Below are 24,405 nucleotides of genomic sequence, written 5' to 3'. Positions count from 1 at the left end.
GGCGAGATTGTTTAGGAATCAAAATAGCAGCAGTTTGTCAAGACAGCTATCACCCCTCATTTTCGGGAAGGACTAACTGTATTAGACGGCTCCGGGCAGTCTTTAACATTTCGGAAATTCTGATTATAGAAAAATCAAACATAGTGATTTTAATTTATGAAAATAGCCCGCAAAAAACTAAATCTATTCATGAAATTATCGGCAGCTACAAGCGCAGTTTTCAGCAGGAGTCAGTGCTGCGGACAATCAGCGAAGTTAAGATTTCTTTCTGATGCGATCGGGCAATTACCGTATTTATGATATTATTTATGGTGAGCGAGGTCATATCCTCAAAGATCAGTAGGGTGCGGGTGCAAGAAAAATCAAAGTTTGTGGGTATCGATCGCACATTGCCTGCCAATTGCTAGAAAAACCAGCCCTGGAGAAAACAAAAATATGACGGACGACGGCAACCCAAAAGCACCAGCGCCCGAAAGCGATGATTCCAAAAATTTTGACGGCATTGCCAAAGCTTTTATTGTGAGCGTAGCTTGGTCTTACGCAGAGGCTTTGGAGCGAACTAAACGCTCGGAAAATCAACAGGAAGCAGCGCAACAATCTCAGACACAATCTGAAACAGAACAAGTCGATCGCGCTCCTGAACGCAACTAATGAAATAGCATTAATAGCAGAAGGACAAAATTCTCTGGTGGCGCTCCTGAACGCGACAGTCAGTTAGCTGTTCTGGGTTGAGAACGATCGACTTAGGACAGCGAGCTGTGCCTTTAAAGCCAGCTTGGTATTGGACTTTACCACAAAAAAACTGACAGCCCGTGATTCTTCAACAAGCTCAAGACAAGCTTTAATCTGGGATGAGAACCGCGTTGCAGGTTTGAATATCCACCTATAGCGGTTCTCAAAAAAGTGAGGTATGCCCACGGAGGCCTATGCCCACGGAGGCCCATGCCGCCTAGTACCTCCTATGAGAGCTTGAAAGGCTATATATCTATCTCTAAAAGAAATTAAAGCTAAACAATTTACGCTTTAACCGCTAGAGTGTACAAAAGAATAACCAATTTTTAGATCGGTCTCATGTCTAATTCAAAAATGATTGGCAAAGCGATCGCAAGTGGCATTTGCTTCGGCATCCTCGCCAGCTTCAACGCTTCACCGGGCCCGGCATCCGCAGCAGAACCAACAATTACCGAAGCAGCCCCCCCGGCCGCTAGCAACATCGACCAGCAACTCCTAGGTCAATGGCAAGGTACAGTCCCATCCGGTCAGTCTTTCACCTTCGTCTTCGCCCCAGAAGGCAAATTGTTTCTCATGGCTAAAGGCCCCGACGGAGCAGCCCGCGCCAAAGAAATGAGATACAAAGTGAATCTCGGTGAAAAACCGATGCACCTGGATGTTGGCCTCAGCAGCACAGAAACCGTTGAAACTGTTTTTGAATTGACTCCCGAAGGACAAATGCGCCTTCAGTTGCAAGGCACCAATCCCGGACAGGCGAGACCTAATTCCTTAAACGAGCAAGCAACCGTGTTTAAAAAGGTCTCCGAGGCCACTGCACTGCCTGCTGACACTCAAGTCATAGGTTTTTGAGAAAATTCCTCTCTGTCAGAAGGCACTTAAGTAGTTCCGACTTGTCAGTTTTGAGTTCGATCGCAGTTTTTCATTCTATGAAATATAGTAGGGACACAGCAGTGCCGTGTCCCTACTACCCAAGCATCTATATTTCACTCATCAGCGCGAAAATCGCCATTAGTTAAAAAATTTCTAATTTAAAAATTCAGACTTTCCCCCTGCCTTCTGCCTTGAGCGAGCCCTGCTACAATCCACTTAATCTGTATTTAACTTTTGCCGTAGATATCCATGAGTGAAACCGTCCTCGAAGTTCGCAACCTGCGGGTTGAATTTCCATCTGCCGCCTCCGCCGATGCGTCTGCAACAGTCAAAGCTGTTGACGGCGTTTCGTTTGAGGTCAAGCGAGGGCAAACTCTGGGCATCGTGGGAGAATCGGGGTCAGGAAAATCGGTAACATCCCTGGCCGTGATGAATTTGCTGTCTAGTTCGTCAACGAAGATAGAAGGCGAAATTTGGTTTTCTCCCACCAAAGACGGCGCTAGCCACGGGCCCGTGAATCTGTTGGCCATGCCGGACAGGGAAAAACAAACCTACCGGGGCAGCCAGATTGCGACGATTTTTCAAGAGCCGATGAGTTCGCTAAATCCTGTTTACACGATCGGATTTCAACTCACAGAAGCCATTTGTCTGCACCAAAAAGTATCGCAGACACAAGCGCGGCGCAAAGCTGCTTCGCTGCTGCAAGAGGTGAAGCTGCTACCGGGCGACGAAGAACTCCGGCAAACGTGTTTGGCCCGGCAGCAAGAAGCTGTTCGGGAGGACGATCGCGATTTGATGCAGCTCATCAACGGCCAAAAACAAGCTATGCTCGATCGCTACCCCCACGAACTCTCCGGCGGTCAAATCCAGCGCGTGATGATTGCAATGGCCATTTCCTGCAATCCGACATTATTAATTGCTGACGAACCTACCACGGCTTTAGACGTAACCGTCCAAGCCACAATCTTAGCTTTGCTGCGCGAGTTGCGGGACTCTAGAGGCATGGCAATGATTTTTATTACCCACGATTTGAGCGTCATTGCTGAAATTGCCGATACGGTGGCGGTGATGTACCGAGGCAAGATTGTTGAGTGCGCTGCGATCGAACAAATTTTCAGCAATCCCCAACATCCTTACACAAAAGGTCTGTTAGCTTGCCGCCCAACTCTCGATCGGCAAAGGCGCCGCTTACCGACGGTTTCCGATTTTATGGATGTCAGCACAAATGCCAACGGCGAATTAGTAATTGTCGAGAAAAATATCGATTTAGACGGCGACAGTAGCGGCGGACTTTCCGCTTTTGCCACCGGAAAACCGCCCAGGCTGCCGAATATTTCCCAGCCTTTGTTAGCTGTTAATAATTTGCGAGTCGGTTTTCCCGTGCAGGGAATGTTTGGCGAAACTAAACGCTTGTTTATGGCGGTAAACGATATTTCTTTTGAGGTTTATCCTGGGGAAACTTTGGGTTTGGTGGGCGAATCCGGCTGCGGAAAATCAACTTTAGCAAGAGCTTTGTTGCAATTAATTCCGATCGCCAGCGGTAAAGTATTTTTTGAAGGTCAAGAAATTACTCCTCCTGCGAAAAGTAGTGCGAGAGGGCAGTGGATCGCTAATTATCAAAGGCAAAAAGAGTACGATCGCAAATTGCGGTGGCTGCGGCGCGATTTGCAAATTATTTTTCAAGACCCTTTTAGTTCTCTCGATCCGCGCCTGAGTGTTGGGGCGGCGGTGATGGAACCGATGGTGATTCACCGCTTTGGCAAGAACCAGAAAGAACAGCGCGATCGCGCGGCTTATTTGTTGGATAGAGTGGGTTTGAATCCCGATATTATGCGGCGCTACCCCCACGAGTTTTCTGGCGGACAGCGGCAGCGAATTTGTATTGCTAGAGCTTTGGCTTTGAATCCAAAGTTTATTATTTGCGATGAGTCGGTTTCTGCCTTAGATGTGTCGGTACAGGCGCAAGTTTTAAATTTGCTCAAGGAGTTGCAAACAGAGTTTGGACTGACTTATATTTTTATTTCTCACGATTTGAGTGTGGTTAAGTTTATGAGCGATCGGGCGATCGTCATGAACAAAGGTAAAATCGAGGAAATTGGCACAGCCGATCGCATTTACCGCCAACCGCAACAAGCTTACACCAAGCAACTTATAGCTGCTATTCCGGCGGGCAATTTGGAACGCATTCGCCAACAGCAATTAGGTCGCAAAGCAGCAGACAAGAGTGCCTAAATCTTCGATCGCGAGGCTGACTGCAGATTAAGACCCATTTACACTTATGGACGCAGATTATTTCAATATCTGTCCGCGATTGGCAATTTTATCCGGAATTGCTCGCCCGCGTACCTCGATAAGATTTGGTTCGCACGCGCGAACCCTTTTTGTTTTGGCAATCGGCCGGACATGATATCATTTAACAATGCGCTTCTAATTTACTGTAGATAATTAATTTTTGTGTCGGGACTAGCTAGATTAGGCCAAATGTCCAATGACTGACAGCAATGTTTAGTGCATTATAAGAAATAAACCCTCTAAGCCTGTTGAAAAAAAATCATAAAATAGGTGCGTTAGCTATCAAAAATCACTGCTAATTGCGTAAATATACTTAATTCGCTTGTGGGAATGCTGAGATTTAGGTAGGACTTACAATGCTAAAACTCGCAAATTTAAAATATTTTACACTATTTAAACATTTTTATTGTAAGTTTTCAACAGCCAATATTCCTCTTGATTTTGGAGTGAACAAATGACAGATTCAGTTCATATCAGAAAAAGAAATAATAAATTGTTGCACTTTCTGCCAATGCGGTTGAGAGAAATCACGGCTGCAGAAGTCAACAGAAAACAAAAGACTAAATCCAGAATGCTGTATAAAAAAAACATCAACTTAGAGACGATCGCCCGCAGCAGCCAATTCTCAGTTTTGATAGTCGTACTGCTGCTACTAAACGGGTGGCTGGTAGCAAGCGGTGCCTATGGTTTGTACGATCGCCCGATCGCCCTGGCATTTTTGGTAATAGCAAATATTGTCCTGCTGGCTGCAGCAGCGGGATGGAACAACTCTGCTGCTAAGAAAAACGATCGCCAATCGGGCAAAACTGACGAGGGCGATCGCTTTTTTAGTCTCTCGCCAGATATGTTGTGCGTCATTGGTTTTGACGGTTATTTCAAACGCATCAACCCAGCAGCAGAAAAAATCCTCGGCTATTCCCCAGCCGAAATGGTTGGCCAACTCTTCATTGAATTCGTGCATCCAGACGATCGCGAAACTACTTTAAAACAAGCTGAAAGCATTGCTACGGGAAACAATACCGTTGGGTTTGAAAACCGCTGGCGGTGTCAAAATGGGTCTTACAAGTGGATAGCCTGGAATGCTAGCCCTTTCTGCGAGGAAGAATTGATGTACGCGATCGGCCGCGACGTTACCGATCGCAAACAAGCCCAAGAGTCTCTCCAACACAGCAATTCTATTTTGCGTTCCGTGATAGAAAGCACGCCGGATCTCATTTTTGTCAAGGATATTCAAGGCCGGTACGCGATCGCAAATTCTGCAGTAGCTCAATTTTCTGGAAAACCGATCGAGGCCATTATAGGCAAAGACGATTCAGCATTATTTCCGGGTGAAATACCCGCTCAAGTTATCGAAGGAGACCGCAGAGTGACTGCTACGGGAGAATGTTTTACTTATGAAGAAGACATACCACAAAACGGAGTTGTGCGAACGTTTCTCACAGCAAAATACCCTTGGCGTGACTCGGAAGGAAAATTTATCGGCGTTGTGGGCATATCTCGCGACATCAGCGATCGCAAAGAAATAGAAGCCGCGCTACTAGAGAAAAACATCCTCTTGGAAAGCGTCATCGAAAGTACAGGTGACAGCATTTTTGTCAAAGATATTCAGGGCCGCCACCTATTGGTAAATTCTCAGGCTGCAGCCATTATTGGCTTGCCAAAATCGGAAATTATTGGCAAAAAAGATGCAGAATTATTTCCGCCGGAGATTGCAGATATGCTGGTGGAAAATGACCGCCGGGTGTGGCAATCTGGGATTGAGGAAACGATCGAGGAAGCAGGAAAAGATAGCGAGGGTAACATCCGAACATTTCTCTCTACCAAAAGTCCTTTGCGCGATCGACTCGGAAACATCATCGGTGTAGTCGGAGTTGCTCGCAATATTAGCGATCGCAAACAAGCAGAAAAAGCCTTGGAAGAAAGCGAGGAACGCTATCGCTGCTTAATTACAGCCACATCCCAAATTGTTTGGGATACTCAAGCAGCAGGCGAATTTGTCACCGAACAAATAGGATGGAGTGCATTCACAGGAGCGACTTACCACGAACTTAAAGGCTGGGGGTGGCTCAATCACGTCCATCCAGACGACAGAGAATATACTGCCAGGATGTGGTCTGATGCAGTTGCCAACTGCATCTTATTCGCAATAGAACACCGCTTGCTGCGGCACGACGGCGAGTACAGGTACATGAGCGTGCGCGCTGTGCCCCTATTGAACGCAGACGGCAGCGTTCGCCTGTGGGTGGGAATACACTCGGATATTACAGAGAGCAAAATCACAGAACAAGAAATACAGCAGCAAAAAGAATTTTTGGGCAGCATTTACGACGGCGTAGACTACAGCATTTTCGTAATAGATATCGGTGCAGATGGAGAGTTTCGCTACGCCGGCTGGAACCCAGCATCCGACTTACTCAGTGGCATCAGCAGCGAATTCGGGCGTGGCAAAACTCCCCAAGAGCTTTTCGATCCATTTACAGCAGCAATGTTCCGGCAGAATTTGATCGACTGTTTGGAAAGAGGCAGCTCGCTTTCCCGCGAATATCCCGTTAGTTTTGACGCTAGAGAAATGTGGTCGATCGTAACTCTGACTCCGCTGCGGGACGGATCGGGCAAAATTTATCGCGTTGTCGGCAGTTGCAGCGACATTACAGAACGCAAAAAAGCCGAAATCCAATTGCGCGAACAAGAAGAATTTTTAAACAGCATCTATAACGGCTCTAATCAACCTATTTTCGTAATAGATGTCGGCGCAGAAAGAGAGTTTAGCTACGCTGGCTGGAATGCTGCTGCAGAAGCGTCTACAGGTATTTTGAGTGCTGATTTCAAAGGCAAAACCCCAGAAGAAATTTTTCCCCCGCCAATAGCAGCAATTTTTCGACAAAGTTACGTAGATTGTTTGACAGCCGGCAGCTCGATTGCTTACGAAACCAGCACCGAGTTAGAAGGCGCAGAACGCTGGTATATCGTCACTCTGACACCGCTGCGGGATGCCTCTGGCAGCATCTACCGCATAATTGGTAATTCGATCGACATTACGGATCGAAAACTTGCAGAAGCAGCGCTGCAAGCCAGCCAGCATTTTGTTGAGCGAATTGCCAATACCAGTCCGAATATTCTCTATGTTTACGACGAAACTGAGCAGCGAAATGTCTACAGCAACCGCAAAATCACTGACATCCTCGGCTATACGGCCGAAGAAGTTGAACAAATGGGCAGCAGTCTGTTATCTACCATTATCCACCCTGATGATTTAGCTAAATATCCCGAATATTTGCAGCAATTAGAAAATGCTCCCGACGGCGAGGTTGTTGAGTACGAATATCGGCTGCGCGATCGACAGAATTGTTGGCACTGGTTAGTCGGCCGGAATGTTGTATTTAGCAGAACAGAGGATGGAAAAATTCACCAGCGTCTCGGTGCTGCTACGGACATTACAGAGCGCAAAATAGCAGAACAAGCTTTAGCAGAACAATTGAAACTTTCTTTGTTCACAGCAGATGTGGGAATTGCTCTCACTCAAAACCAGACTTTGCCTGCAACTTTGCAATATTGCACCGATGCAGTTGTGCGCCATTTGGATGCTGCGTTTGCTCGGATTTGGACGCTGAATGAAGAGGGAAATGTCTTGGAATTGCAAGCAAGCGGGGGGATGTATACTCACATTGACGGCGCTCATAGCCGCATTGCTGTCGGCCAGTTCAAGATTGGTTTAATCGCCCGAGAGCGAAAACCTCACATCACTAATTCTGTGGAAACAGATCCCAGAGTCAGTGACAAAGAATGGGCGAAACGAGAAGGAATGGTAGCTTTTGCTGGATATCCCCTAATTGTTGACAATCAGTTGCTGGGAGTAATCGCGATGTTTGCTCGCCACGAGTTGCAGGAATCAATACTAATTGCTTTAGCATCAAGTGTTGATTCGATCGCCTTGGGAATCAAGCGCAAACAAACAGAAATGGCTCTCGCCGCCCAAAAGCAAACTATGAGGACAATTATTGATAACGCTCCGATCTGGGTGTGGATGGCAAATCCTAGCGGGCGGATGTTATTAGTTAACAAAACTTTCTGCGAAGATGTCGCTGTATCCGAAGATCAATTTTTGGCAGCTTCTCACTATTCCGAAGTTTTGGGATTAGAAGCATCTGCTAACTGCATGGCATCTGACGCGCAAGCGTGGAGCCAAGAGACTCCCTGTTATTCTGAAGAATTGCTCCAGTTGGCTGACGGCGAGTATCACCAGGTGGAGACAATTAAAACTCAAATCAAAGATGATTGTGGCAGGGCGATCGGGTTGATAGGTTTAGGTTTGGACGTTACAAAACAAAAAGAATCTCAAAGACAGTTGCAAGAGTCGGAAGCAAGATTTCGCAAATTAGCAGAGCAGGAAATATTGCTGAACCAACTAGCTAGCAATATCCGCAAATCGTTGGATTTAGATACTATTTTGGCAACAACTGTGCAGCAGATTCGCGATTTGCTGATGCTCGATAGCTGCCTGTTTATTTGGTATCATGCAGAGGCATCACCGCCAATTTGGGACGTGCAGTACGAAGCAAAAAATGCCAATCTTTATTCACTTTTAGGTGTATTTCCTGTTACTGCAACTGGTTCTCATGCGGAGCGAATTGCTAATTTGGAAATAATTCGGATCGATGATTTTGAGACTGTTACCGATCCAGTAGAGCGGGAGTTTTTCAGTTATATAGGATACCACTCTCTGCTGAACATTCCGGTTCAAACATCGGCTGGTAAAATTGGGGTAATTTCCTGTAGCGCTTCTAGCGGAGTGCGGTGTTGGAGCGATGAGGAAGTGGAACTGTTAGTGGCGGTGGGCAATCAATTGGCGATCGCCATTAATCAAGCGGAACTCTACACTCAAAGCGTCGATTCAGCCCGGAGCGCGCAAGAACAAACTGCCCAACTCGAAACAACTCTGTGCGAACTCCAGCAAGCTCAAACTCAACTCGTCCAAGCCGAAAAAATGTCCAGTCTCGGTCAGATGGTAGCAGGAATTGCCCACGAAATTAATAACCCAGTCAGCTTTATTTTCGGCAATCTAACCTACACTGAAGAATACACCGGAAACCTAATAAAACTGCTGCAAATGTATCGAGACGAACACCCAGAACCTTCTCCAAATCTTCAGGAAGAAATAGAGCGGTTAGAACTGGATTTCTTGCTCGACGACTTGCCAAAAATGCTATCTTCGATGCAGGTAGGAGCAACTCGCATCCGGGATATTGTGCGGAGTTTGCGGAATTTCTCTCGTCTCGATGAAGCGGAGATGAAAGATGTTAATATTCACGAAGGCATCGACAGCACATTAATGATTTTAGAACACCGTCTGAAAGCTCAGCAAGACCGCGCAGCCATTCAAGTCATTAAAGAATATGGAGAATTGCCGCTGGTGGAATGCTACGCCGGACTGTTGAATCAGGTGTTTATGAATATTATCGCTAACGCGATCGATGCTTTACAATATCCGCCGGAAAATCCGGGAATTATCCGCATTCGTACAGAGGTAGAAGGTACTTGCGCTGTGATTGGAATTTCTGATAATGGTTCAGGTATCGCCGATCAAGTCAAGCAGCGGATATTCGACCCTTTTTATACTACAAAACCGATCGGTTCGGGTACAGGAATGGGTTTGGCAATTTCCCATTCAATTATTGTCGAAAAACACAAAGGTAAAATCAACTGTTTTTCGGCGAAGGGGAAAGGTACTGAATTTGCGATCGAGATTCCGATTAAAAGAATAGAAAATTAAATAGGTTTGTAGTGAGGACTTTAGTCCTCAGAGTTTGATATAATATTAAAAATCTAAAATTTAAAATCTAAAATGGCATTACCTCCAGGCAGTTTAGGTTTACCGCTAATTGGCGATACTCTCAACTTTTTGAAAGATTCTCAATTTGCCAAAAAACGCCACCAACAGTACGGGCCAATTTTCAAAACCAGCATCTTCGGACAACCTACCGTGTTTGTGTGCGGCCAGGAGGCGAATTTGTTTGTTTTAAGCCATGAAAACCAGTATTTTGTTGTGAGTTGGCCTCCTAGCACCAAAGCGCTGTTAGGGCCCCTTTCCTTGGCGCTGCAAACGGGTTCGGAACACCAAAATCGGCGCAAGCTGCTATATCAAGCATTTCAACCGCGAGCTCTGGCCGGCTACATCGGCGGGATGGAAGATATCACGGGGCGCTACTTGCAAAGGTGGACGCAAATGAGCGAGTTTGCTTGGTATCCCGAACTGAGAAATTATACTTTTGATGTTGCAAGCAAGCTGTTAGTTGGAATTGACAATGGTTCGGATACTGCGCTAGGACATTATTTTGAGATTTTCTCGGATGGTTTATTTTCTATTCCTTTGGATTTGCCTTTTACTCGGTTTGGCAAAGCTAAAAATGGCAGAAAGTTGCTGTTAGCTGAACTAGAAAATATTATTCGTGACAGACAGCAAGGAACCCCCGGCGGTAATGATGCTTTGGGTTTGCTAATTAGCGCTCGCGATGATGAGGGCATTTCTCTGAGTTTGGAGGAGTTGAAGGATCAAGTGCTGTTGCTGTTGTTTGCGGGACACGAAACTCTGACTTCGGCGATCGCCTCTTTTTGTCTTCTCGTGGCTCAAAACCCCGATGTAATGGCAAAAATTCGCGCCGAACAACAGCAGTTTCCTGCAACTGAACCGCTAACTCTGGAACAGCTCAAACAAATGACTTATTTGGAGCAGGTGATGCGAGAAGTGCTGCGGTTGGTGCCGCCGGTGGGAGGCGGTTTTCGGCAGGTAATTAAGGCTTGCGAGTTCGGTGGCTACGAAATTCCCAAGGGTTGGAGCGTTTTGTATGAAATTAATCAGACGCATCAGGATAGCGCAGTTTATCCCGAACCCGATCGCTTTGATCCCGATCGATTTACGGGCGATCGATCGACAAATGCGAAACCTTTTAGTTACGTGCCCTTCGGCGGCGGTTTGCGGGAATGTTTGGGAAAAGAGTTCGCCCGCTTGGAAATGAAATTGTTTGCGGCGAAGATTGTTCGGGAGTGCGAATGGGAGTTGTTACCGGATCAAGATTTGAATTTAATCCGAGTACCGACTCCGCACCCGCGCGACGGTTTGCGAGTGAAATTTCGGCAAACAACTATGAATCTGAAGGATTAAACCACAGAGGACGCAGAGAACTCAGAGGAAGAGAACAGAGATATCGATAATTCCGATATTTTATCTAACAGGGTTCTCGAAGAGCGATCGCATTTTATGAATCAACATCCAAGTGCATCGGCCCCAAATACTTAGTTAAATAAGGTGAAAACACCTCATAAATCAGCGTCAGCGGCTTACCGTGATGCCAAAACAAATAGTGTCGCCCCCAAAAAGGCCCCGACTGTTCAAAAGCTGACTCTAAAATCGCCGAATCACCGAGATAAATGCCTTGCACGTCGCGATACAATTCTGTTCGCAGCCGCGCTAAACTAGCCCAAATGGGTAAAGATTTATTGTGTAAATATTCATCTACGTGACTCGCTTCCCACCAGGAAGTCGCGTAGGCGAGGCGCTGTCCCGAAGCTGTTCGCAGCCACACTTGGCGGCGGAGGCGCGGCCCGGGCACCGCGACAATTTGCTGAGGTGCGCCGTCTGCATCGTCACCCACCAAGGACATATCGATTACGTCTACTTCTGTGGGTTCCCCTGTCAGCAGTTGCAGGTGACGGGTGGGGGAACCGTCGCCCAGGAGCAGTATTTGCCATGCCGGCGCTAGCTTAGTGTGGGGTAAACCCCTCTGTACAGCGTCTTCTGCTCCTTCCCACAGGGGGTTGAGAGCGTGCCAGGTTTGGTTGTTTTTGAATGTGAATGTTGCAGTCAAGGGTGTTTACAAAACTTAATTTTTTGTTTATTATAACGCTTCTGCAATTATCTCAAGTCAAATAGTTATAATAAAATTCGCGATCGCACTCCGACTCTCATAACCGGGTTTTGGAAGAAAAAAACGCTTTTTAGCTACCCGTGCATAATTCCTAAATACTTTTATTCGACTGATTTTATTCAACTGACAACTGACAACTGACAACTGACAACTGACAACTACTATATGTTACGAATAACCGAAATCAAACTTCCCTTAGATCATCCTGAAGATGCGATCGCCAGCGCCATACTCAAAAAGCTGCAAATCCCCCCCGAAGAATTGCTCAGCTATACCATCTTCAAGCGCAGCTACGATGCTCGCAAAAAAGCAGAAATCGTCCTTGTTTATATTGTGGATGTGGAAACGACACAGGAAAAACAACATCTGCAACGCTTCAAAAAAGATCCTCATGTCACGGTAACACCAGACACGAGTTATCGCTATGTAGCGCAAGCCCCCAGCAATTTGACGATTCGGCCCATTGTGATTGGTACGGGGCCGTGCGGTATGTTTGCAGGTCTGATGCTGGCACAAATGGGGTTTCGCCCTATCCTTTTAGAACGCGGAAAAGCAGTGCGCGATCGCACAGTTGACACCTTTGGATTTTGGAAGAAAAAAACCGAATTTAACCCAGAATCTAACGCTCAGTTTGGCGAAGGTGGTGCGGGTACTTTTTCCGATGGCAAACTCTACAGCCAAGTTAAAGATACCCAGCATTACGGGCGCAAGGTACTGACGGAACTTGTGAATGCGGGAGCTTCACCGGAAATTTTATATATTAATAAACCGCATATTGGTACGTTTAAGCTCGTAGGAATTGTCCAAAGTATGCGGGCAAAAATTGAATCATTAGGCGGAGAAATTCGTTTTCAAACTCGTGTTGAAGATATCCATATCGAACATGGCAAAGTGCAGGGAATTACCCTAGCCAGTGGAGAATATATTGCTAGTAATTATATAGTTCTGGCGGTGGGACACAGCGCCCGCGATACTTTTGAAATGTTATTTTCGCGCGGTGTTTACATCGAGGCTAAACCTTTTTCTATTGGTTTTCGGGTGGAACATCCGCAGCAGTTAATCGATCGCTGTCGTTTTGGCGATCGCGCGGCCCACAAACTTTTGGGCGCCGCCGATTACAAACTGGTTCACCACTGCCAAAATGGCCGTTCTGTTTACAGTTTCTGTATGTGTCCCGGTGGTTTGGTAGTGGCTGCTGCGTCGGAACCGGGGCGACTTGTGACTAACGGGATGAGTCAATATTCTCGCAACGAACGCAATGCTAACAGCGGGATTGTGGTGGGTATCACGCCGGAGGATTATCCCGGTCATCCCTTAGCAGGAATTGAGTTTCAGCGTCGTCTAGAAGAACGGGCATTTGAGTTAGGAGGTGGCACTTACAACGCCCCTGGGCAGCTTGTGGGTGATTTTTTGGCAAATCGCCCTTCCACGGCGCTAGGAAGCGTGCAGCCTTCTTATACGCCGGGAGTTGTGATGACTGATTTGAGCGAAAGTTTGCCGGATTTTGCGATCGCAGCCATCCGCGAAGCGCTTCCGGCTTTTGACAAACAGATCAAAGGATTTGCGATGGATGATGCGGTTTTAACTGGGGTGGAAACGCGCACTTCTTCGCCGATTCGGATTAAGCGCAGGGAAGATTATCAGAGTTTGAATACAGAAGGCCTTTATCCTGCTGGGGAAGGTGCGGGATATGCGGGTGGAATCCTTTCGGCGGGGATTGATGGGATTAAGGTGGCGGAGGCGGTTGCTTTGAGTATTTTGCGAGAAAACCACAAAGTTTGAGGCTGGGATCAACCAACTGCAAATTCGGTGTATTGTCGGACATCAGGTGCATGATAGGCTAGCACAATTTCCTGGGAGGGGACACCTCGTGCTATTAATTGATTGGCGATCGCCTCTTCAGTCCCGTCATGCTGCACCCAAATTTTCCCATCTTTAATATCTACATGAATTATACAGCCATAAATTCGAGTGCTACTGTTTTTCCAACCCACATGAACCAGTTGATAGCGATCGCTAATTAGATCGAAAATCGTCTCACTAGCAACTGGATCGTGAGGCGAGCGTCTCTGGGCCCGTTCAGTTAACAACTCCTGAATATGTTGACGATACAAACTTATTTTATCCATTGAGAAATCTCCTTTTTTTCGGTATCATAAACTAAAAGCGAAATTTGATTACGTTCAATTACCGTTTGAATAAATGAGTATTTGACAATTTTTTTGTGAATAGCTAATGGAATTGCCAGGTAAAGAATTCTATCTGGATCGTCAAATTATAATGCAATCCGATAGTTGATAAATTGTCCCACTGCGGTATGAAACTCTGAAATAGTCGATGGTGCCAAAAACGTTTTGATTTCAACCGCAATTTTTTCACTATCCTTTGTCGCTGCTAATAACTGTTCTGCACCGAGATCGATATAAAAATCAACAAATCCCAGATCGATATGATAAGGGTCATGGGTAATTGTCCAACCCTGATTTTCGAGGGCAGTCTTGACGAGTTCGTGAAACTTATCTTTAGCTGGCATCTTTAAACAGTAGCTAAGCCCGATCGAATTTCCGTATCCGTATATTCCGGCGTCCAGCCTTCTGTGGTGGTAAAATAGCGCACTGCTTTAATTTTCCGGGCCGCAGTCAAATAAAACCAATGTTCCGTATTCGCCGGTACGTTGATAAATTCTTCTGGCTGCACCGTAAGTTCAACTTGGCTACCGTCGGGCCGCACGAAGCCAAAAATGCCCTCGCCTGCTACGATATAGCGGACTTCATCGTCAGCGTGGATGTGGCACTTATTGAATTTCGACAGCACGGTGTCGATGTTGGGAATGTCTGGGTGCAGTACGATTAAGTCGCGCTCTTGATAGCCTGCGGTTTCCTTGAGTTGCTGAAAGTAGCCGTCGAGGGCTTGCAGGATTTGCTCTTTTTGATTGTCGTCAAGAGCATCTTTCGCTAGCAATTCCAGAATTTCAGCGCTGTCACCCACGGGCCAGCGGTTGAGTTGAATGTTTAAAGGCGCGAGTTCGCGCGCAATATCGCTTAATTGAGTGTAGGTTGTACCGTTTTCGAGTTGCAGGATAGCCATTATTTCACGTTTTTATTTTTGATTCACAGACCGCGAAAGATATTGGTCGATCGCCCTTGTAGCAGAAAAACAATTTTAACGCTAATTTTAGGATTTGTGGGTGTTCGCAAGTTTGGTCGATCGACTCAACACAATTTTCCAATTAATTTGTCAGTATTTAATCAGAACCCAAAAAAGTCAGGTGTCCGTCTGTACCGCCAGCGGTTCAGTATACTGATTTTATTCATGTAACTTTTGCAACAACCATGCCTACTTATACTGGAATTTCTAGCGAAGCATTTCAGCATCCCCTCGATCGCCAAGCCGAAGAAGCGTTACGCAGCGTACCTGGATTTGACTTAATTGCCAGCAAATTTGTAGAATTTGTCTACGAACGACCGCAATTCGTTTACTTAATGGGAAATAGCATTCAAGTCGGGCCGCGCCAGTATGCCAGCATTTATCACATATTTCGGGAGTGCGTGCAGGATTTAGATGTTTTTCCAGAACCGGGTTTGTTTGTGTCTCAAAATCCCGCCGTTAACAGCTATGCTCTCGGAAAAAACCAGCCTTATATAGTGTTAAATACGGGTCTTTTAGACTTATTGGACGAGGCAGAAATCAAGGCAGTGCTAGCTCACGAGTTGGGACACATAAAATGCGGCCATCCAATTTTAAATCAAATGGCGATGTGGGCGATGAGCGTCGCCTCGACCATTGGCGAGATGACTTTCGGGCTGGGAAATATGGTCGGAAGCGGTTTAATTTACGCTTTTTATGAGTGGCGGCGCAAGGCGGAATTATCCGCAGATCGGGCGGCTTTGTTAGTAACTGATGATTTGAATAGCGTGATGAAGACGATGATGAAACTTGCGGGAGTTAGCAGTAAATATGCTGACCAATGCAGTTTGCAAGAATTTATCCGCCAGTCTGATAATTATCAAGAGCTCGATCGCGACAATCTCAATCAAGTGTATAAATTTTTACTTTACAACGGCGGCCAAGGCGTGATGCTGAGTCACCCTTTCCCGGTGGAACGCCTGCGGTATTTGCGAGACTGGGCAAGTTCCGAGGAATACCGCCAAATCAAACTGGGAAACTACAAGCGGGCTGTAGCTGAGGGTGCGGTTGATGTGAAATCCCAAACATCTAACAGCGAGACGGAGGCTTTACGCCGTCAGATTGAAGAATTGCAGCGGGAGATCGATCGACAAAAATCTCAGCAAAAATAACTTTAGGGTGTGCCGCAACCACCTGGTGGCTACAATTAGCGCGTTACACCACTGTTTGCGTAAGTCTGGGAAAATTTACCGGATTTGGGTGAGGGAGGAAAGTAGAAGGAAGACGGGCTAGTGAGAGACTTACTCGCAACTGGCCTCCAATCTAAAAACTGTCCTCTCCTTTCTGAAATCTGTTTCACAGAAGGTGTAGTTTAAATCTAGATAAGCTTTTAACTCAATCGGGCTAGGAAAAAAATGATTATTGATAAACCAATGAATACTCACAAACCAACTTCTAATTTTTTCGGTAATGTCGGAAAAGTGGCGATCGCCCTAACCGTGTTAGCCGCCGGTATGGCATTTACAAATCCTCCTAGAGACAAATATTTAACTTATGCTTCCGGCGTACTCCAAACCGAGTTGGAAAACACTGTCTGTAAGGATTCTCGCGTGCCTCAAGCGTTGAGCGGCGTTGCAGAGACGCTGATCGGCAGTTGCAAAAATTTGCTAACTTCGCAACGGAGTTCGATCGAACACTTGCTCGACAATACAACGGAACGTCAGAACTTAGGCGTTGTCAGCATTTACAAAACTCAAGTGGGCAAAAAAACCTATCCAACCGTTGCAGCTTTCGGTAATTTTGTCACCCTGCCACCTAGTTCTGAAAATGCTCAAAATTAGGATTAAATTAAGTTCAATTCTCAAAACCGGGTTTTCTAGAAAACCCGGTTTTTACTTGCGTAATTATATCTAAGTAAGTTTCAATAAATTCCTAGACAGCAAGCACGTATTTTTAATCGATCTCGCTATCAAACGCCAAATATTAAATTTTAATAAAAATCATAAATTGTGATGTCATTTTAATATAAAATTAACAATATAAAGTTTTATTATTTACCAATAAGTAGATAGCCATGCAATTAAGTAAGGGTGAAAGATTTAATATCTCTCAAGAAGCGCCGGATTTGAAAAAAATGGCGATCGCCCTCGGTTGGCAGGTGACAGAGGCAGGACAAAGCTACGAGATTGATGTCTCTGCGTTTATGCTAGGTTCTGACGGTAAAATACCTAACGATCAATATTTTATTTTTTACAATAACCTGCAATCCTCTGACGGTTCGGTACTGCAATCGATTCCTGCAAACAACAACCCAGGTAAAGAAAATAAGACTATTTACGGCGTTATCTTAGAAAAAGTTAATCCTGAAATTGTGGAAATAACTTTTGTTGTCACTATTCACGAAGCACAGAAAGTTAATGCAAATTTTAGCAATATCATAAATTCTTTTGTCAAGATTGTTAATTTGGATACGGGAATCGAACTTGTTCGGTATGAATTAAAAGAGAATTTTACGCGAGAAACTGCTATAGAATTTGGTCGCTTGTATCGCAAGAATGGAGAGTGGAGATTTCAGGCGGTAGGAGAAGGATATCAAGCTGGATTAAAGAGTTTTGTTGACAAGTATTGTAGCTGAAATAGAAATAACATGGCTCCGCTTAAGCGAGGCTAGGGGCGATCGGCTTTAACCCAAGTTAATTGAATTATATGTCAGTAAATCTTCGTAAATCCGGCCACAAAAAGCACATATTTTAAATCTGGCCTGCTATCAGACGCAAGTTAATATTAAGTCTTATTAAAAATAAAACATTTTGACACCAATTTATATTAAAGTGAGTGATATCAATTTTTATCTTTTATAAATAAGCAGATGGCAATGCAATTAAGTAAGGGTGAAAGATTTAATATTTCTCAAGAAGCGCCGGATTTGAAAAAAATGGCGATCGCCCTCGGTTGGCAGTTGACAGAGGCAGGACAAAGCTACGAGATTGATGTCTCTGCATTTATGCTAGCTTCTGACGGTAAAGTGCCTAACGATAAATATTTTATATTTTACAATAATCTGCAATCCTGTGACGGTTCGCTACTGCAATCGATTCCTGCACAAAACAACCCAAGTCAAAAAAACAAGACTATTTACGGCTTGATATTAGAAAAAGTTAATCCTGAAATTGAGGAAATAACTTTTGCTGTCACCATTCACGAAGCAGATAAAATTAAGGCAGATTTTAGTAATATCACAAATGCTTTTATCAAAATTTGCAATGTGGATACGGGAACCGAACTTGTTCGGTATAAATTAAAAGAGAATTTTTCGCGAGAAACTGCTGTAGAATTCGGGCGTTTGCACAGAAAGAATGGAGAGTGGAGATTTCAGGCGGTAGGACAAGGATCTCAAGCTGGATTGCAGAGTTTTGTTGACAAGTATTGTAGCAAAAATAGCAATAATACTGCTCCAATTACTAACGAGTTGGCACCGGAAATGGCAGCAGATGATTTGCAGTTGCCGGCTTGGGAGTTGGAAGTGGAGTCAGAAGCGGCAGCTTCCGGGGAGACGGAAATCCCGCCGCGATCGCAAATTAACCATCAAGTTAATTCCCGAAACCGCAAAATACCGCTAGCTTTAGCGGCAAGTTTAGGCGTTTTGGTGCTGGGGACTGGTGCAGTCGCGCTCGCCTTTATGCGATCGGGAAATGAAACGCTGAAGCAATCAAAAATACTAACCGTTGAAACGCAGAATGCAGCGCAAGCAACCGATATCAACCTACTCAGAAGTTTCGATAAACGACTTAAAGAAACGATCGCGAATTTAGAAAAAATTCCTAACTTCCCCGGCTTGGGATATCCACAGGCGAGAATTGATTTGCTGACGTTAGGCCCGAATTTGGTTGCTGTCGAGCAAAATTTACAGGCTGCAGAAAATCTAGAAAAAGCTCAAAAGTTGGCGCTGGAAGCTGCTGTGCTCGTGCAAAAACCGCCTCATCCAATAGAAGTTTGGCATCAGTCGCAAAGTAAATGGCAACAGGCGATCGGGCTTTTAGAAGCGATCGAATCGCGTACACCTATCTATAATTTAGCTCAAAATAAGTTATCTAATTACCGAAAAAATCTCGCTGTTATCAGTCAAAGACTGGCGATCGCTCAAAAAGCCACCAACTTCAGCAACCAAGGTTCTTTAAAAATTCAAAAGGGAGATGTTCCTGGGGCGATCGCCAATTTTACTCAAGCTTTAGGGCTGAATGCCAACATACCCCAAGCTTATCTCGGATTGGGAATTGCGAGTTCACAACAGGGAAACAAGCAGCAGGCAATTTACAATTACGATCGAGCGCTGCAATTCAATCCTAACCTAGCAGAAGCTTATTTTGGTCGCGGTCAAGCATACTATGAATTGGGAAACAAGCAAAAGGCGATCGGGAATTACGAACAAGCTATTCGCGTCAATCCTGATTATGGTTTGGCTTATTTGGAACGAGGCGCTATTCGCTGTATGTTGGGAACTAAATCGCAAGCAGTATCAGATTTTCAACAAGCTGGAGAACTTTTCTCAAAGCAGGGAGACGGCAACAATTACCAATTAGCAAAAAGCATGATTAATGAGTGTCAAGAACCGACTGCACCGGCTGTAATCTGCGATTATCGAAGGAATATCGACTCTTTGGGCCGGCGCTGCGGTGGATCTGTCAATGTTCCGATTATAATTAGAAGAAAATCTGCGATCGCTCCTTCCAACTCTAACTCCACTCAGATTGACAGCAATAGCAGCAAGCCCAAAATCTCGCCAATAGATTCTGATAGCAGCAGCACCAGAACTCGCAGCAGGAGAAGAAGTAAAAGATAAACGTCTATTGCATTAGTTAATATAGCAACCGACAAGACGCTTAGGACGCTGTTAATGGCTAAAACGATTGATTTTATTGCTTCTTCCTTCTTCCCTCTTCCTGGTGACGTTGGACGTTCGATGGGGGAGGACAACACTAATGACTAATGACTAATGACTAATGACTTCTTCCTTCTTCTATAGATGACAAAATGTGCTGGTAAGCATCGATGGTTTGTCGGGCGAGATGTTCCCAGTTATAATACTTTTCGGCATACTCCCTGCCATTTAATCCCCTGCGCTGGCACTCCTGTGGGTTCAGAAGTGCTGATTTAATTGAATTGGCGATCGCCCCTACATCCAAAGGAGCAACCCAGCCCGCCTCTGCTTGCTCAATGTCTTCGGAAATCTGTACGCGATCGGAAATAGCAACAGGTACACCAGCAGCCATCGCTTCTGCAACAGCAATGCCAAAGTTTTCGTAATAAGAAGGTAACACAAATAAGTCAGCCTTTCTCAACAGTGCAAGTTTGGCATCACCGCTAACAAAACCCGTGATTGTGGTAAATTTTCCTAAACTTGAATTTTGTATTTGTTGTTTAATTTTTGTTTCGTAATCAGCATCTTGGGGATTGGAACCTGCTAAAATAAAATTAAACTTTATGCCGTCCGCTAAAATACTTTCTAGAGCAGGAATCAGCACATCTAATCCTTTTTTGGGTTCTATCCGTGACATAAATAATACGACTGGCGCTTGAATAATTCGCAATAAATCAGAATAAAAAGCTGCTTTCACCCCCAAGGGAATCACCAAATCTTGTGGAAAACAATTTTGTGAAATAGCAATATTATTTGTCTTATTTGGTAACATAAAATCTTGTGACATAGCTATCTCGCTTGGCCTAGCCAAACCAAATCTTTCTGAAATTTTAGCTTCTCGCTTGCTAGTGAAATGAATCGCAGCAGCACCTGCTAAATTAGGACGTTCTAAAAGTGCAGCATAAATCTGTTTTAAGCACTTTTTTTTCTCTAAATCTGCGGGATCGAGCATACCGCAGGGACGAATAATATACGGTAACTGGCGATTTCTAGCAATTCTAGCAGCAAAAGTAGTTACTGGTGAGAAAAGAGCGTGAATGTGGGCGAGGTCAAATTGCCTTACATTTTGATTGAACCACTGCAATAACGAGAGTGAAAACTTATATCTACGAAACGGATAACAGCGGAAATAAATAATCTGATAACCGTTTTGCTTGATTGGTTGATTTAACGGCACATCTAAGGGAGATTGACCGATATCTCCATTAGAATCTGTGGTGATAATTGTGACATCAACGCCTTGGGAAGCTAGGGCGGCAGAAAGTTCCAATACCATTTGACTCGGGCCGCCGTAGACGAGGGAAATTGAGGGAATAATTTGGATAATTCGCATGGAGGATCGTTTTTTAAATCAATATACCAACCTCTCCAATGACAAATTTAATTATCTGGAAAAGGCTGGCCATGTAGCTGTTGAGCTTCCTCTCTCTTTGTTGCTTTTATCTGGGTATTGTGAGATATTTGCTTAGAAAATTCATACATTTCACTGGCTTTGGCTTCAGTGGCTTTGACAATTTCAAGAATTTCTAGGAGTAGGCTTTCATCGGGTAATTTTTTCATGGCAATGCATCTAATTTTTCAATTACTTGTTCGATCATAATTTTAACTTCTGGAGCCATATGTAGCAAGGCTCCTAAATAATCTCCGGCTTTTTGAACATCTTCGTCAGGAACACCAGCCAGCAATATATTGCTCACAATGTTCTCTGCTTGTAAACGAGTACCTGCTACGCAGAATTGAAAATTACTGATCGAAGAAAAGTATTGCATCAGTATTTCATTTTCAGGAAACAGAGACATTGCTGTTCTAAGTGCAAAAAGTCCCTGGGTTGCTTGGCGCTCGGTATCGTTCAGTACCTGGTAGAGTTCGTTAACCAAAGGTCGTATGTCGGAAGGAATAGACATTTACCACAGTTTTTATTTGACAATCATAATTATACTGCTAATTAGAAGGAAGAAGGAAGAAGGAAGAAGGAAGAAGGCTTGAGTTATCGTTGCTATAGCAGGAATAATACATATACATCTAGCTTCAGCGCGACTCGATCTGTATTTTACGTTTAATTAGGTGGATTTGCTTAAAAGTTACGATCGCTAGGAAAATTCTTTGTAAAAATCTAATAACTGTTCAGCTAAGGCTTTATTTGTATAATGGCTCATCGCTCTATGATAACCCCGATCGCCCAAATCAGCAGCAAACTCCCGCCGCTCCATCAATTGCTGCAAACAATCTCGCAAAATCCCCGCATTTCCCTCCGGGAAGACTAACCCTGCAGATCCGATGACGTGGGGAATTTCCCCGCAGTCGGAACCGATAACGGGAATTTTACAAGCCATCGCTTCAATTAAAACATGGCCGAATTGTTCTTTCCAACCCACAGTAGTTAAAGTTTTGAATTTATAGCTCGTTTGCGATGGTAATACCAAACAGTTCATTAAGTTAATATAGGGGGGGATTCTTTCGTGAGAAACGCTTTCTACCCAGATTATGCGATCGCTAATTCCCCATTCTCTAGATTTTTCTGCGAGATGCGCCTGCAATTTTCCTTGTCCTACTAACAGCCACTTCCAAGAGTTTTTTTTCAACCCTGCCAAGGCTTCAGCCAAAGTCAACAATCCTTTTTCTTCAACAAATCTACCGACAAATCCTACCACAAAATCTGTCGGTTCAACGCCTAATTTTTTTAATAAATCAGCATTTTTAGCAGTCGGTAGAAATAAAGTTTCATCTACTCCGAGTTGCGGCATTACTTTCACCGCACCTTGATAGCCTCTATCGCGCAAAATTTTCGCTCCGTCTAGGTTCCCTGCAATAATTCCGTCGGTGTGATTGAGATTGTAATTTTCTAAGGCTGAAACGGGCCAGTTCAATTTATAAGGCAGATTCCACCAGGTAAATAATATATTTTTTGCTTGCAACTTTAGTAATTTATTTAGTAAGATTAGCTGAGCGCAGGCTAGGGACTTTGATCCTTGTTCGACTTGGATAATCTGCGGTCTAAATTCGTGTAATATTTTAATTAAATCTGGGCCAAACGTTAGTAATCCTTGATTGTTTTGGCTGTAATTGGAGACGGGAACTACTTTAAATGAACCTTGTTGAGAGAATCCGGTTTTGATGATTTTATTTTGTACGCCTCCAGGTTTCCAGCGTCGCGGTACTATAACTGTTACTTCAATATCGGGTTCCAGGTTGGCTAATATTTTGAATTTTTCGCGATTAATGTCAACTATATATGTGTGACTGGCGACCAGAATTCTCATTTTTTGGAAGAGGGAAGAAGGAAAAAGGAAGAGGGAAGAAGGAAGAAGGAAGAGAAAAGAATAGGTGTTGAAAATTTATGTTAGTTATTGATTGAGAAGGATCTTGCTACCTGCAGCCTCTGCGATTGCTTCAATTCACTGCGCTGCATTCGCAATGAGATCATTAAGCTTTTTTGTCTTGATGGGTGTAAATTTGTCCGTCGTTCCAGAGGGACTGAATTAATGTCTTGATGGCGCTAATCAAGCCGAGGAGATAAAAAGTAAGTCTCAGAAATATTTTAAGAGGCGATCGGCTTTTATGGCAAGGCGGATTTCCCAAAACTTGGCAGTCAAAGAGTTTGGCGAAAAATTGCAGGCATTGAAAGGCTGTTAAATTTTTCAATCCCATCAGGAAGTGGTTGTGATAAAATGTGATTTGATATTCGATCGATCGCGTACTGACATCATGACATCCGCCGCTCTCCTCCCCTAAGTGAACTAAACAAGCATTGGGATCGTACCAAATTTTCATGTTAGTCGATCGCAATCTCAAACAAAAATCCGACTCCTCTCGCACAGCACTCCCCGCAAACCGCTCATCAAAAGTCAAACCCCACTCAGCAAAAATCCGCCGGCGAAACGACATATTGCAGCCTCTAGCCGAGAGCACCTGCTGCGGTTGTACCGTATGCACCAAATCGATAAAATACCAAGCAACGGCTGCATCCATCGCTTCTGGAGGCAAATATTCGATCGCCAAACCGCTGATAGAATTATCCAGTTTCATTCTGTCAAAAACCCTGCCCGCCACACATCCCACATCAGGTTTTTGTAAATAATTGCCAGCGTGAGCCGCCAAAAAACCATCTGGCAATTGTACATCATCATCAATAAATAAAATAACTTCTCCAACAGCGCGCCGCACTGCATAATTTCGAGCACCTGGTAAACTCGCCCAATCTACCCGAAACCACCTAATTTTTCCCGCATTTGCCAATTCGTTCAAATAAACTTGAGTTTCCAATTCATGGGTGCGAGTTTGATCGATTACCAGCACTTCAAAATTATCGTAATTTTGCCGAATCGCATCAGCCAGTGTCTCTCGCAAAGGTTGCTCGCGATTGTAGGTAGGTATCACAACAGAAATCATCATGGCACTTGCCGCCAAAGTATTCAATTTGAAACTTGAGATTTGAGATTTGAAGAAGAAGGAAGAAGGAATATCAAAGCAGGAATATCAAAGCAGGATCAGAAATTAGTTTTAAACCAAGAGACTGAATCTCTATAATTTTCCTTCTTCCCTCTT

The 24,405-nt window shown here is 44.4% G+C and carries 20 protein-coding genes and 1 pseudogene; 12 read left to right on the top strand and 9 right to left on the bottom strand.

All coding sequences use genetic code 11. The annotated features are described in order from the left end of the window. Positions 1 to 48 precede the first annotated feature (48 nt). The 7 genes from QUA01_RS09625 (at position 49) to QUA01_RS09595 (ending at position 11,053) form a co-directional block, all read left to right on the top strand. On the top strand, positions 49 to 123 hold the full coding sequence (locus tag QUA01_RS09625; protein ID WP_333089517.1) for a hypothetical protein: 75 nt from the start codon (positions 49 to 51) through the stop codon (positions 121 to 123). 20 nt (positions 124 to 143) lie between these two features. Continuing rightward, on the top strand, positions 144 to 272 hold the full coding sequence (locus tag QUA01_RS09620; protein WP_333089311.1) for a DUF3574 domain-containing protein: 129 nt from the start codon (positions 144 to 146) through the stop codon (positions 270 to 272). 163 nt (positions 273 to 435) lie between these two features. Next, entirely contained in the window at positions 436 to 651 is a 216-nt protein-coding gene (locus tag QUA01_RS09615) for a hypothetical protein (RefSeq protein ID WP_194008835.1), read from the top strand. 420 nt (positions 652 to 1,071) lie between these two features. After that, complete coding sequence (locus tag QUA01_RS09610) at positions 1,072 to 1,581, top strand: hypothetical protein (protein ID WP_333089312.1); 510 nt, start codon at positions 1,072 to 1,074, stop codon at positions 1,579 to 1,581. A gap of 270 nt (positions 1,582 to 1,851) precedes the next feature. Next, positions 1,852 to 3,834, top strand: coding sequence for an ABC transporter ATP-binding protein (locus tag QUA01_RS09605; RefSeq protein ID WP_333089315.1), 1,983 nt, complete (start codon positions 1,852 to 1,854; stop codon positions 3,832 to 3,834). Positions 3,835 to 4,348: 514 nt separating this feature from the next. After that, positions 4,349 to 9,664, top strand: a complete 5,316-nt coding sequence (locus QUA01_RS09600; protein ID WP_333089316.1) for a PAS domain S-box protein — start codon at positions 4,349 to 4,351, stop codon at positions 9,662 to 9,664. Between the two features lie 72 nt (positions 9,665 to 9,736). After that, entirely contained in the window at positions 9,737 to 11,053 is a 1,317-nt protein-coding gene (locus QUA01_RS09595) for a cytochrome P450 (protein WP_333089318.1), read from the top strand. A gap of 94 nt (positions 11,054 to 11,147) precedes the next feature. Here the strand turns inward: QUA01_RS09595 and QUA01_RS09590 are convergent, their stop codons facing one another. Continuing rightward, positions 11,148 to 11,756, bottom strand: coding sequence for a chorismate lyase (locus tag QUA01_RS09590; protein ID WP_333089319.1), 609 nt, complete (start codon positions 11,754 to 11,756; stop codon positions 11,148 to 11,150). Positions 11,757 to 11,981: 225 nt separating this feature from the next. On the opposite strand from QUA01_RS09590, the gene QUA01_RS09585 reads away from it, so the two are divergent. Continuing rightward, positions 11,982 to 13,598 carry an NAD(P)/FAD-dependent oxidoreductase gene (locus QUA01_RS09585; protein ID WP_333089322.1) on the top strand — a complete coding sequence of 539 codons (1,617 nt, stop codon included), beginning with the start codon at positions 11,982 to 11,984 and terminating at the stop codon, positions 13,596 to 13,598. A gap of 8 nt (positions 13,599 to 13,606) precedes the next feature. Here QUA01_RS09585 and QUA01_RS09580 read toward each other — a convergent pair whose 3' ends face one another. From QUA01_RS09580 to QUA01_RS09570, 3 genes and pseudogenes are all read right to left on the bottom strand, one after another. After that, positions 13,607 to 13,945, bottom strand: a complete 339-nt coding sequence (locus tag QUA01_RS09580; RefSeq protein ID WP_333089323.1) for a XisI protein — start codon at positions 13,943 to 13,945, stop codon at positions 13,607 to 13,609. Next, a pseudogene (locus QUA01_RS09575) lies at positions 13,933 to 14,349 on the bottom strand (XisH family protein). Before QUA01_RS09575 ends, QUA01_RS09580 begins: the two are co-directional and overlap by 13 nt. 2 nt (positions 14,350 to 14,351) lie before the next feature. Beyond that, the gene (locus tag QUA01_RS09570; protein ID WP_333089325.1) at positions 14,352 to 14,903 is read right to left on the bottom strand and encodes a 1,2-dihydroxy-3-keto-5-methylthiopentene dioxygenase; all 552 of its coding nucleotides are present in this window, start codon (positions 14,901 to 14,903) and stop codon (positions 14,352 to 14,354) included. 245 nt (positions 14,904 to 15,148) lie between these two features. On the opposite strand from QUA01_RS09570, the gene QUA01_RS09565 reads away from it, so the two are divergent. The 4 genes from QUA01_RS09565 to QUA01_RS09550 all read left to right on the top strand — a co-directional run bounded on the left by QUA01_RS09565 (position 15,149) and on the right by QUA01_RS09550 (position 19,782). Continuing rightward, a complete protein-coding gene (locus tag QUA01_RS09565) occupies positions 15,149 to 16,114 on the top strand; it encodes a M48 family metallopeptidase (protein ID WP_333089326.1) in 966 nt (321 codons plus the stop codon). Positions 16,115 to 16,357: 243 nt separating this feature from the next. After that, positions 16,358 to 16,783, top strand: coding sequence for a DUF4359 domain-containing protein (locus QUA01_RS09560; RefSeq protein ID WP_333089327.1), 426 nt, complete (start codon positions 16,358 to 16,360; stop codon positions 16,781 to 16,783). 233 nt (positions 16,784 to 17,016) lie between these two features. After that, positions 17,017 to 17,577: a TerD family protein gene (locus QUA01_RS09555; RefSeq protein ID WP_333089328.1), complete on the top strand. Its 561-nt coding sequence runs from the start codon at positions 17,017 to 17,019 to the stop codon at positions 17,575 to 17,577. Between the two features lie 240 nt (positions 17,578 to 17,817). Beyond that, positions 17,818 to 19,782, top strand: a complete 1,965-nt coding sequence (locus QUA01_RS09550) for a TerD family protein (protein ID WP_333089330.1) — start codon at positions 17,818 to 17,820, stop codon at positions 19,780 to 19,782. Positions 19,783 to 19,939: 157 nt separating this feature from the next. On the opposite strand, the gene hpsP is transcribed toward QUA01_RS09550, so the two are convergent. The 5 genes from hpsP to hpsN form a co-directional block, all read right to left on the bottom strand. Continuing rightward, positions 19,940 to 21,193 (bottom strand): hormogonium polysaccharide biosynthesis glycosyltransferase HpsP, encoded by a 1,254-nt coding sequence (gene hpsP / locus QUA01_RS09545; protein WP_333089331.1) that lies wholly within the window; start codon positions 21,191 to 21,193, stop codon positions 19,940 to 19,942. Between the two features lie 47 nt (positions 21,194 to 21,240). Next, positions 21,241 to 21,420: a hypothetical protein gene (locus tag QUA01_RS09540; RefSeq protein ID WP_194008849.1), complete on the bottom strand. Its 180-nt coding sequence runs from the start codon at positions 21,418 to 21,420 to the stop codon at positions 21,241 to 21,243. After that, on the bottom strand, positions 21,417 to 21,764 hold the full coding sequence (locus QUA01_RS09535; RefSeq protein WP_333114660.1) for a hypothetical protein: 348 nt from the start codon (positions 21,762 to 21,764) through the stop codon (positions 21,417 to 21,419). The genes QUA01_RS09540 and QUA01_RS09535 overlap by 4 nt, the downstream gene beginning before the upstream one ends. A gap of 186 nt (positions 21,765 to 21,950) precedes the next feature. Further along, positions 21,951 to 23,120: a hormogonium polysaccharide biosynthesis glycosyltransferase HpsO gene (hpsO, locus tag QUA01_RS09530; protein ID WP_333089334.1), complete on the bottom strand. Its 1,170-nt coding sequence runs from the start codon at positions 23,118 to 23,120 to the stop codon at positions 21,951 to 21,953. A gap of 163 nt (positions 23,121 to 23,283) precedes the next feature. Further along, positions 23,284 to 24,252, bottom strand: a complete 969-nt coding sequence (gene hpsN / locus QUA01_RS09525; protein WP_333089335.1) for a hormogonium polysaccharide biosynthesis glycosyltransferase HpsN — start codon at positions 24,250 to 24,252, stop codon at positions 23,284 to 23,286. Positions 24,253 to 24,405 lie beyond the last annotated feature (153 nt).

Origin of the sequence: Microcoleus sp. S36a_B3 (assembly GCF_036700745.1) — a bacterium.
Classification (GTDB): Bacteria; Cyanobacteriota; Cyanobacteriia; order Cyanobacteriales; family Microcoleaceae; genus Microcoleus.
The sequence above is the reverse complement of the archived record's forward strand: the minus strand, read 5'-3'. Positions and strand labels throughout refer to the sequence as shown.

Excerpts from the sequence above, each read along its gene's own strand:
- hpsN (WP_333089335.1), bottom strand. The coding sequence starts at position 24,252 with ATGATGATTTCTGTTGTGATACCTACCTACAATCGCGAGCAACCTTTG.
- QUA01_RS09540 (WP_194008849.1), bottom strand. The coding sequence starts at position 21,420 with ATGAAAAAATTACCCGATGAAAGCCTACTCCTAGAAATTCTTGAAATT.
- QUA01_RS09585 (WP_333089322.1), top strand. The coding sequence starts at position 11,982 with ATGTTACGAATAACCGAAATCAAACTTCCCTTAGATCATCCTGAAGAT.
- hpsP (WP_333089331.1), bottom strand. The coding sequence starts at position 21,193 with ATGCGAATTATCCAAATTATTCCCTCAATTTCCCTCGTCTACGGCGGC.
- QUA01_RS09600 (WP_333089316.1), top strand. The coding sequence starts at position 4,349 with ATGACAGATTCAGTTCATATCAGAAAAAGAAATAATAAATTGTTGCAC.
- QUA01_RS09605 (WP_333089315.1), top strand. The coding sequence starts at position 1,852 with ATGAGTGAAACCGTCCTCGAAGTTCGCAACCTGCGGGTTGAATTTCCA.
- QUA01_RS09615 (WP_194008835.1), top strand. The coding sequence starts at position 436 with ATGACGGACGACGGCAACCCAAAAGCACCAGCGCCCGAAAGCGATGAT.
- hpsO (WP_333089334.1), bottom strand. The coding sequence starts at position 23,120 with ATGAGAATTCTGGTCGCCAGTCACACATATATAGTTGACATTAATCGC.
- QUA01_RS09550 (WP_333089330.1), top strand. The coding sequence starts at position 17,818 with ATGCAATTAAGTAAGGGTGAAAGATTTAATATTTCTCAAGAAGCGCCG.
- QUA01_RS09570 (WP_333089325.1), bottom strand. The coding sequence starts at position 14,903 with ATGGCTATCCTGCAACTCGAAAACGGTACAACCTACACTCAATTAAGC.
- QUA01_RS09555 (WP_333089328.1), top strand. The coding sequence starts at position 17,017 with ATGCAATTAAGTAAGGGTGAAAGATTTAATATCTCTCAAGAAGCGCCG.
- QUA01_RS09595 (WP_333089318.1), top strand. The coding sequence starts at position 9,737 with ATGGCATTACCTCCAGGCAGTTTAGGTTTACCGCTAATTGGCGATACT.
- QUA01_RS09560 (WP_333089327.1), top strand. The coding sequence starts at position 16,358 with ATGATTATTGATAAACCAATGAATACTCACAAACCAACTTCTAATTTT.
- QUA01_RS09580 (WP_333089323.1), bottom strand. The coding sequence starts at position 13,945 with ATGGATAAAATAAGTTTGTATCGTCAACATATTCAGGAGTTGTTAACT.
- QUA01_RS09565 (WP_333089326.1), top strand. The coding sequence starts at position 15,149 with ATGCCTACTTATACTGGAATTTCTAGCGAAGCATTTCAGCATCCCCTC.
- QUA01_RS09610 (WP_333089312.1), top strand. The coding sequence starts at position 1,072 with ATGTCTAATTCAAAAATGATTGGCAAAGCGATCGCAAGTGGCATTTGC.
- QUA01_RS09535 (WP_333114660.1), bottom strand. The coding sequence starts at position 21,764 with ATGTCTATTCCTTCCGACATACGACCTTTGGTTAACGAACTCTACCAG.